Raw genomic sequence first — 10,062 nt, forward strand, 5'->3', positions numbered from 1 at the left:
AAAAATCCGGCTGATTAGCGTTGTTCTTTGAGGAAGCACACGACCGTCTGGCGATCATCTGCAGAAGCCAGCCCCATGTAGGGCATGTAAGTCCCGGGCACATAGGCCTGGGGTTGGGTGATCAGTTGGGTGATGGTTTCGGCCTGCCAGGTCACGTCTTTGCTGCGCATCGCCTGGGAGTAACTGAAGCCTTCCAGCGAGCCGGATTTGCGTCCAACCACGCCCGCCAGGTTCGGCCCCATCATGCCGGCCATGCCTTTGCTCACCGAGTGGCAAACCCCGCATTCATTGGCGAACACCTGGGCGCCGTGGCCCTGGTCCGGCGCGCAATCGGCGGCGACTACGGTTTGCGCCAGCACCAGCGACAGCAAACCGACGAGGGAGAATTTCTGCGAAGTGAACATAGGAAACGACCTTGAAAATCCGTAAGGGGAAGCATCAGCAGGGTTGATACCGATTGTCAGCGGTCAGTGCCACGCAGGTTTTGCCCTGCGTGCCAGTCGTATTGGCAAGGCTGCCAAACCACCCACTTTGGCAAGCACAGGCAACTCTTTGGCAACCACACAAAAGGGCAAAAAAGTTCCGGGCCGTAGTATCGAAAAAGACCTCAACCCTGTGGTCAAGAACAAGAATGGATGCCACACCATGCTCAAGTCCCCCTTGCTTCGTCTCTCGACGCTCGCGCTGATGATCGGCGCCACCCAGGCCAATGCCTACGAACTGTATGCCGATGGCGACAGTCACCTGAACGCCACGCTGGAAGCGGTATTCGGCATTTTCCACAGCCAGGAAAACTACGCGCTGTCCGGTCGCCTCAATGAAGGTTCTTCGTCGTGGCGCGAGGGCTACATCAAATACGGCCTGAGCTTCGACAAAGGCCTGGCCGGTGCCGGCACCGCGTATGGCGCGGCGAACATGCTCAGTTCCGGCACCTGGGGCGATGGCGATGCTGCCGGTTTCAGCGACGGTACGGAACGCACCACCAAGTTCGAAGACGCCTACCTTGGCTGGCGCTCGGGCAAGCTGTTCGAAGCGCTGGGGAACGACGGTGTCGACCTGTCCTTCGGACGCCAGAACATCGTGGTCGGCGACGGATTCCTGATCGACGGCGACGCCTTGAACATGGGCAAGGGCCTGGCCGACGGTGAGTTCAATCGCGGCGGCGCCTACTACCTCGCCGCCCGTAAAGCCTTCGACGAAACCGCCGTGCTGCGCCTCGGTGGCAAGCAAGGCTGGCGTGGCGACCTGATGTGGCTCAAATCGGATAACCGCGCCCAAGCGAAAACCGAAATGTACGTCGGCACCCTCGAACACGTGGCCGAAGAAGGCACCGTGGGCCTGACCTACATCGACACCACTGACGTCGACGAACAATTCGCCTCGCCATCGCAGCTGGAGCGCGACGGCATGAAGACCTACAGCCTGCGTGCGACGGGTAATGCCGGGGTGAAAAACCTGTTCCTGTCCGGCGAATACGCCAAGCAGGACAAACCACACGCCAGCAACGAAGACGCTTGGTATCTGGAAGCCGGCTGGACCTTTGCCGACGTGGCCTGGACGCCCTATGTCAGCTACCGCTACAGCCGTTTCTCGGAAGGTTACGACACGCTGTTCTACGGTTTCAGTCGCGGCTATGGCACCTGGTTCCAGGGCGAAGTCGCGGGCAACTATGCCGGCCCGTTCAACGCCAACTCACGCATCCAGAACGTCACGCTGAAGGTCTCGCCGCTGGAGAACCTCAACGTCGGCGCGATGTATTTCAACTTCGACACCATCGACCGCAACCTCGGCAACACCGATGGCCACGAAGTCGACCTGTATGCCGAATGGCACGTCAACGAACACCTGACCGTGATGCCATTGATCGGCCTCTACCAGCCGGACAAGAGCGCTGAACAGGGCGGCACGCAACTGGGCAACAACGACAAGAACCTCTACAGCCAAGTGGTGTTTGCTACCACGTTCTAAGTCAGACCGGGGCAGTGGCGCATCCGCTGCCCCCTATGGAAAAAGGCCTTTCCAATGCACTCAAGATTCCTGACGATCCAGAGCAAGATCGCCCTGCTCGCCGGCCTTTGCCTGTTGCTGGTGGTGGGTTTGCTGATGGGCTTGTCGCTGTATCAGACTCACCAAAGCAGCCAGCAAGTGGCACACGCCAGCAGTGAAATGCTCGCCAACGCCGCCAAGGAACACATGCAGGCGCTGGGCAATGTGCAGGCGATGCAGGTGCAACGCACCTTCATGCAGACCCACGAATATGGCCAAGGCTTGTCGCGCTATGTGTTGTACCTGCGGCAACTGCAGCAGCAGGGCAAATTGACCCGACCGCAATTACGCCAGGAACTGAGCGCCCAGCTGCACCAGGCCCTGATCGACAAGCCCGACCTGCTCGGGCTTTATGTCATTTTCGAACCCGATGCCCTCGACGGTGCCGACGCCGGTTTCATCGATCAGGCCGCCGTGGGCAGCAACGAAACCGGGCGCTTCTCCTTGTATTGGGTACAAAGCAAACCCGGCGAACTGCAAGCGGTGATCGGCGACGAAGCCCTGCTGGCCAACACCTCGCCCGGCCCCAGCGGCGCGCCGTACAACGCCTTCTATACCTGCGCCCGCGATACCCGTCAGGCCTGCGTGCTGGAGCCGTACTTCGACGAAGCCTCGGGCAGCCGCAAACTGGTGACCAGCATTGCGTTCCCGCTGATGGACAACGGCAAAGTCATCGCCGTGGTCGGCCTCGACATCAACCTCGCCGCCCTGCAACACAACAGCGAAGCCAGCGCCCATCAACTGTTCGATGGCCACGGGCAGATCAGCATCGTCAGCCCGCGCGGGGTAATCTCCGCCAACAGCCAGGACGTCAGCCGCCTCGGCCAGCCGCTGGACGATGTCCCGGTGATGGACGCCTTGCGTCAGGGCCAGGCGCAGGTGTTTGTCGACCAGCAGCAGATCAACGTCCTCGAACCGCTGGCGCCGATTGCCGGCGCTGCGCCGTGGGGCGTGTTGGTCGGTGTGCCGCAAGATGTGTTGCTGGCACCGGTGACCACGCTGCAAAACGAACTCGATGCCCAAGGTGTGCAAAGCACCGCGCTGGAATTGTTGTTGGGCGGCGGCTCGGCCCTGCTGGGTCTGGTCTTGATCTGGTATGCGGCGTTTCGCATCACCCGACCGCTGCAAGTGCTGACGCGGGTCATGGAAGACATTTCCCTCGGCGAGGGCGATTTGACCCGGCGCCTGGCGGTGCAATCACGGGATGAAATCGGCCAGTTGGCGACCGCGTTCAACCGCTTCGTCGAGCGCATCCATCACTCGATCCGTGAAGTGTCATCGGCGGCGCTCGGCGTCAACGAAGGCGCCAAGCGTGTGCTGCTGGCCTCGAACTCGTCGCTGAGCAACTTCGACGAACAATCGACCCGCACCAACAGCGTCGCCGCCGCGATCAACCAACTGGGCGCCGCCGCGCAGGAGATCGCGCATAACGCGTCCGATGCGTCGCAACAGGCTTCCGCCGCGCGGCAGCAAGCCGAAGATGGCCGCCAAGTGGTGGAGCGCACGATTCAGGTGATGAACGAACTGTCCGGCAAGATCAGCACTTCGTGCGTCAACATTGAAGTACTCAACACCAAAACCGTGAACATCGGACAGATCCTCGAAGTCATCAAAGGCATCTCGCAACAGACCAACTTGCTGGCGCTGAACGCCGCCATCGAAGCCGCCCGCGCGGGTGAAGCGGGCCGTGGTTTTGCGGTGGTCGCCGACGAAGTGCGCAGCCTCGCTGGGCGCACGCAAACCTCGGCAGCGGAGATCCAGCAGATGATTGAAGAGTTGCAAATCGGCGCACGCGAATCGGTCGTGACCATGACCGAGAGCCAGCAACACAGCGAAGAAAGCGTCAGCATCGCCAACCTGGCCGGCAAACGCTTGAGCAGCGTGACCCAGCGGATTGGCGAGATCGACAACGTCAACCAGTCGGTGGCGGCAGCAACTGAAGAACAGACATCGGTGGTTGAGGCGCTGAATGTCGACATTACCGAGATCAACACGCTGAACCAGCAAGGGGTGGAGAATTTGCAGTCGACGTTGCGGGCGTGTACGGAGCTGGAAAGGCAGGCGGATCGGTTGAATCAGCTTGTGGGTAGTTTCCGGATCTGAAGGGTGTGACCGTTTTTGTGGTGAGGGAGTTTTCTCCCCCGCCACAGGGTTTCAGTAGCTACCCAATTACTGGAAGGTTGGCTCGGCGCAAGTCGCTGATGTAGCACGAAGTGTACGCAGCCCCAAAAGAACGACCACCACCATTACAAGCCCCGCGCCAATGGCTACGCCGAACCCTGCCCGCGCACCATAGACATCGATAATCAAACCCGAAAGCACTCCACCTAGTGCTACGCCGATGCTGATGCCAGTCGTCATCCACGTCAGTCCTTCGGTGATCCTCGACGGTGGAACAATGATCGCACCGAGATTCATGACGATGACCATAGTCGGCGCGAATGACATTCCTGCCACAAAGAGCATTCCGGCAAGGATGTAGACGTCCGGTGAAAATATAGGCAGCACCGCTGTTACTGCTGTTACCAGCACCCCAATAAAGAACTGCCTTTCAATCGGCAAGGCAACCCTTAGCGCACCGAAAGTGAGGCCAGCGATCATGGAGCCGAGCGCATAAGCTGCCAGGATGAAGCTAGCGGATGTTGGCCAGCCTTGAGCGTTGGCGAAGGCAACAACCGCCACATCGATCGAACCGCCAATCACCCCCATCGCTAAAAGCGCCAGAACGATGGTGCGAACACCGGGGATGAGCAAGGTCGAGCTTGCGTTCCGCCGGCTGCCCACAACCACTTTCGGCTCAGTCTGCCGCTGCAGAAGAAAAGCCGTTACGCCGATGACCAGAAGCACGACGGCAACAAGAGGCCCGGCTTCGGCAAAGTAACTGGTACTCAGACCAATGGCGAGTGGTGGGCCAATAATAAAGGCGAGTTCAGTCAGAACAGTGTCCAGGGAGAAGGCCGTGTGTAATTGCGGCTTGCCACGGAAAAGCTGCGTCCAGCGTGCTCTTATCATGGCGGGCATGCTCGGCATCGTGCCCGCCAGTGCCGCCAGAATAAAAAGCAGTAAGGTCGGAGCCCTCACGTAGACAGCCATTATCAGCGCCAGCAACATACCAATGCTGAACGCTGTAACAAAGGGCAGAACCCGACTCTGACCCCGTTGATCAACGAGTTTCGATATCTGCGGACCGATCAGCGCATTCGCTAATGTAAATGTGCCTGCGACCGAGCCAGCCAACCAATAAAGACCGGTCTGCTGCACCAACATGGTAATGATGCCGATGCCGATCATTGCCTGTGGAAGACGGGCGATGGAGCTCGCGATGACTAACCCCATGACGCCAGGGGTTGTCAGTAATTCGCGATAGGGATTAGCCATGAGTTCTCCAGCTTATAATTTGACGCTGATGAGTAACCCGCTGCACGCGATGTAAAATCTTGGGTGCGGCTTATCGGCGACTGAATGGTGTATCAGAGCACGCATACAAGCGGGAAGTTACAAATTTGCAATTTCCCACTCGCATGCAGGTGCGCGGCGGATGTAATGCTAACGCTCAGTCACCGTTGCAAAAGTGCTCGATTGATTGCTTCAGCCAGATGCTTGCGATTATTGACATCCGCCATCATGGACACATGCCCACCCGGAATAGAAATAGAACGAATAGCCAAATCTGGTAATCGTTCTCTCCACCCACCTACCCTATCAACCTGCAGCGGACTGACACGCTCACAATCAGCCGCGTAGAAATGATAGAGATGAATCGGTAATGCTAATGGTTCATAGGTGCCAGCTATTTTTGAAAAATGATAAATGGCTTTCCATTTAACTGTTTCCAATGAGATGTCTGCATTTGAATCATAACCTCCCAATGTTTGTGCTTTTCTTATCAGCCCACCCAATTCACACCCCTGAACACCCTCACTTAACATTTCGAACTTATGGCATTCCGCCTCGGAAGCCGCAGCTTTAATATGTTCAATAAAATATCGCTTAATATCCAAATTTTTATAAAGCAACTTATGAGGCGCGGGAACATCAATAAGTCCTAAAAACTCAACACTCGCATTTTTGCACATAAGCTCATGAGCGATGGCATAAGCGAGGATCCCTCCAGAAGAGTATCCCGCCATTCGGTACGGCCCTTCAGGTTGGATCGCCTGGATGAGCGGTATCATTCTTTCCGCCATAACCTCCATCGAGTGAGGAAAAGGTTCGCCAATTGCCGACCACGGCAATATGTGGATAGGGCAGTCAACATGAATTTGTTGCGCCAGAGAAATAGCATACGAATAATCAGCTAATCCCGAAGGAACAAAAAAGATTGGGGACTCAGCTCCGCCAGCGCGCACAGTGATTGCTCCGCTATGCGGGTTAAATACAGGGGATTGTTCGATTTGAAAGGCAAGGTTAGCCAATCGGGGGTGTTCAAAAATGTCGCTCAGCGAACACTCCAAACCATAACTCCTGATTTTTTGCATCAACTGAACGGCCATGAGCGAATGGCCGCCGAGGGCAAAGAAGTTGTCTTGGCGACCAACTTGTTCAACCCTGAGTAACCCTAACCAAAGCGCTGCCAGGATAGTCTCGAGCTCACCTTGTGGTGCCTCATACGCCGCATGGGCAAAGGCCACCCCCTCCGGAATAGGCAACGCCCGCCGATCAAGCTTGCCACTAGGGGTTAGCGGCACGCTTTCAATGAGCACAAAGGCCGATGGCACCATGTAGTCAGGTAATCGTTCACTCAGATAATCACGCAGCCTTCCTGCAAGCGGTAAACCCGCCTCTGAGTCGGCCTTTAACATAAAGGCATCATTCTCCGAGACTTCTGGCTGAGCCACAACATAAGCGACCAGACGCTTGTCGGTTTCTACACCCTGAATCTCCACAACCGCCTCGCGGATGGATGGATGCTCGGTCAACCTGGTCGCAATTTCACCCGGTTCGATCCGCAAACCTCGAATCTTTACCTGATCGTCATTGCGGCCCAGGAACACTAGGTTTCCGTTCGGCAGATAACGGGCCAAGTCCCCGGTCTTATACATACGCGCGTCAGGAGTGCCTGCAAATGGATCGTGCACGAAACGCTCGGCCGTCAGTTCGGGGAGGTTCATATATCCACGCGCAACACCCATCCCCCCGATACACATCTCACCCACCGCCCCCATCGGAACAGGCTCGCCGTGAGCATCCAGAAGATAAATGCGCGTGTTTGAAATTGGACGGCCTATCGGAACAGGATCAACGTCATCCGACGAACAGCGATGGACCGCGGCCCAGACTGTCGCTTCAGTCGGGCCATATTCATTGAATAATTCAACGGCGGTAAATGCTGAAGTCACTTCCTGAACTAGCGTTGCAGGACATAATTCACCCGCCACGATTACTTGACGGAGATTTCCATATCCGAGTTGGGCGAGTTGCGGCAGAACCAATCTCGCTAGGGACGGTACAAGCAGTACCGATGTGACGCTGTTTGCAATCAAAAGACTGCAGATTATTTGGGGATCTACGACGGCGTTGCTGCCTGGTAAACACAAAGCGCCACCGGTTGTTAACGTTCCAAAGATGCCTGCCACGGAACTGTCGAATGCCATCGATGACAATAGTAAAAACACCACATCGGATCCCGGTGTATAGACTGTGGTTCTTGCCAGTGTCGATGCAATCAATCCACGATGTTCGATCATGACGCCCTTGGGCTGTCCGGTTGAACCCGAGGTATAGATGATATAAGCGAGGTTGCGGGGTGTAAGGCCGGAAATTTGGAAGTTGGCATCAGCGTCCGTCAATACCCTTGCCCTGGATTCATTGGGATCAAGCACGGTGTGGGTCTGCAACGCCTCACCCAGCACCTGCCGCCCTACCGCATCGGCCAGCACCAGGACCGGAGCAGTATCAGCAAGTATGTAAGTCAGTCGATATTCCGGATAGGCGGGATCAAGCGGCACATACGCGCCGCCCGCCTTCAGGATCGCTATAAGTCCAACAACCATGGCCGCAGAGCGTTCGACACAAATCGCCACCCGCTGGTCGGGTCCAACGCCCAGCTCGATCAGCCGATGTGCCAGTCGATTTGCCCTGGCATTGAGCTCACCGTAACTGAGAGCCATCCCCTCGCAAATCAGCGCCGTTGCCTCTGGACTGCGCGCAACCTGCTCCTCGAATAAATGATGAATGCATACATGATCCGGGTAGTCTGCCTCCGTCGCGTTCCACGTATTGAGCAGCAACGTACGTTCAGGCGCTGGCAGAATGTCCAGCTGTCGAACCGGGCGACCCGACGAGCTCTCCAGCATCTGCGCCAAGCTTTCTAGCGCCCCCTCCATATAGCCACATACACGATCGGAATCGCACGGCGTGACCACTTGGGTCGTCAAACCCAGTGAGTGACTGAAATCTTCCACAGAAAGTGTAAACGGATAATTAGTCCGCTCTTGTTCACTCAGGAACTCGACACCCGGCATTTTTCCCATGGTCTGGACAATATTGTCCGCACCAGACAGATCATTGTGCCGATAGTTGAGCAATGCGCTGAACAGCGGCGTACCTGTAGCGACCCCGCTACACCTTTGTGCCAGCGCCAGCGAGGCATGCTCGTGGGCGAGCAACTCAGCCAGTCGGACATGAGCCCGCCGGACACTCTCAGCGATATCAATGCTACCTGAGTCAAATCGGATCGGAAGCGTATTGATGAACATGCCCATGGCTCGATCTGCCCCATCTCCCGCTTGCATGCGCCCAAACAGAACCGTACCAAACACGACCTGTTCCTGGCCGCTGGTGCGCGCCAATACCTGGGCAAAGGCAACGTGACACAGACTGGCGAGACTCACATTCAATCGCTTTGCCTGTGCCCGCAGCCGGTCATTCAGTTTGGGAGAAACCATGCGGTGGGTTTGACCCACCTGCGCACCGTCCAGATGTACTTCCGCCAATCCAAATGGCAGCGTCGGTTCTTCTATGTCAGCCAGCATTGATTTGAAGAAACGGTCATGTTCCTCCACACTTTTGCCCAAGCGCACCTGACCGATCAGGTTGCGGAACGGCTGAGGCGAGGGCAGTTTCTCACCGCGACCGGCAAGGAAGGCTTGCACTTCGTTGTAGAAAAACTGCAGCGAGGAAGCATCGTCGATCAAGTGATGCTGCAGTTGCATCAGAATGAAGCGGTCTGCGACAGGATCATGGGCGACTACAAAGCGCAGGACCGGTGCCTGGGTCAGATCAATCCGGTGGCGGCATGAATCGAAGCGCCGGGAAAGCTGCTCAGTAATCGGGCCGTCTGCCGGGTCGAGAACAATATCAATAACTGAGAGTGGAGCCTGTCGCCAGACAACTTGCGCAGCGCGTGACATCCCCTCCCAAACAAAGGCAGTACGCAAAATGTCGTGACGATCTACTACCTTTTGAACTGCGCCTAGATATCGTTCCACTGTTTCATGATCAGCAAAGGCCATCTGGGCAACCAGCAAATAGGGGTCTCCTTCTTTTGCCAGCATATGGTGGAACAGGATGCCGTCCTGCATCGGTGAGAGTGCGTAGATATCCTGGATGTTGGCTGCCCCCCCAGGAACTTGTGAAACGATCAAATCGATTTCCGATTGGTCGAGATCTATCAACGGCAGCAGTTCGGGCGTGATTCTGCGCGTATCACTTCTGATCAAATTGGGCGGCACTACCACCACTTTGCCGTGCTGGCCAAGCATCCCGGCCAGTACCGACAACACTGGCGTCTGAAACAGATCACGCACAGCAAGACTCAGTCCCTGGCGGCGCAACCGCTCGATCAATCGCACAGCCAGGAGTGAATGGCCGCCAAGGGCAAAGAAGTTGTCATGGCGACCGATTTGTTCAACGCTAAGCAGCTCTGACCAGATCCCGGCAAGGATGACCTCTGTCTCGCCCAACGGCGCCTCGTATGCGTCACGGGCAAAGGCATCGCCGTCAGGAACCGGCAACGCCCGACGATCTAGCTTGCCATTACCCGTCAGCGGTAACGCTTCCATGCGCACGAAGGCG

The 10,062-nt window shown here is 56.7% G+C and carries 4 protein-coding genes and 2 pseudogenes; 3 read left to right on the top strand and 3 right to left on the bottom strand.

Annotated features, from left to right (window positions below; translation table 11 throughout):
- Positions 1-14: 14 nt before the first annotated feature.
- Entirely contained in the window at positions 15-404 is a 390-nt protein-coding gene (locus ACM6I0_RS07410) for a c-type cytochrome (protein WP_285436036.1), read from the bottom strand.
- 241 nt (positions 405-645) lie between these two features.
- On the opposite strand from ACM6I0_RS07410, the gene ACM6I0_RS07415 reads away from it, so the two are divergent.
- The 3 genes and pseudogenes from ACM6I0_RS07415 to ACM6I0_RS07425 all read left to right on the top strand — a co-directional run.
- Entirely contained in the window at positions 646-1,968 is a 1,323-nt protein-coding gene (locus ACM6I0_RS07415) for a hypothetical protein (RefSeq protein ID WP_285436038.1), read from the top strand.
- Between the two features lie 273 nt (positions 1,969-2,241).
- Positions 2,242-3,291, top strand: a pseudogene (locus ACM6I0_RS07420) (HAMP domain-containing protein); the annotation flags it as partial.
- 261 nt (positions 3,292-3,552) lie between these two features.
- Positions 3,553-4,149: pseudogene (locus ACM6I0_RS07425) on the top strand (methyl-accepting chemotaxis protein); the annotation flags it as partial.
- 66 nt (positions 4,150-4,215) lie between these two features.
- Here ACM6I0_RS07425 and ACM6I0_RS07430 read toward each other — a convergent pair.
- Together ACM6I0_RS07430 and ACM6I0_RS07435 are read right to left on the bottom strand one after the other, a co-directional pair.
- Entirely contained in the window at positions 4,216-5,424 is a 1,209-nt protein-coding gene (locus tag ACM6I0_RS07430) for an MFS transporter (protein WP_414921886.1), read from the bottom strand.
- Between the two features lie 179 nt (positions 5,425-5,603).
- Positions 5,604-10,049, bottom strand: coding sequence for an amino acid adenylation domain-containing protein (locus ACM6I0_RS07435; protein WP_414921887.1), 4,446 nt, complete (start codon positions 10,047-10,049; stop codon positions 5,604-5,606).
- Positions 10,050-10,062 lie beyond the last annotated feature (13 nt).

It is taken from the genome of Pseudomonas sp. IT-P294, assembly GCF_949767865.1.
Lineage (GTDB): Bacteria > Pseudomonadota > Gammaproteobacteria > Pseudomonadales > Pseudomonadaceae > Aquipseudomonas.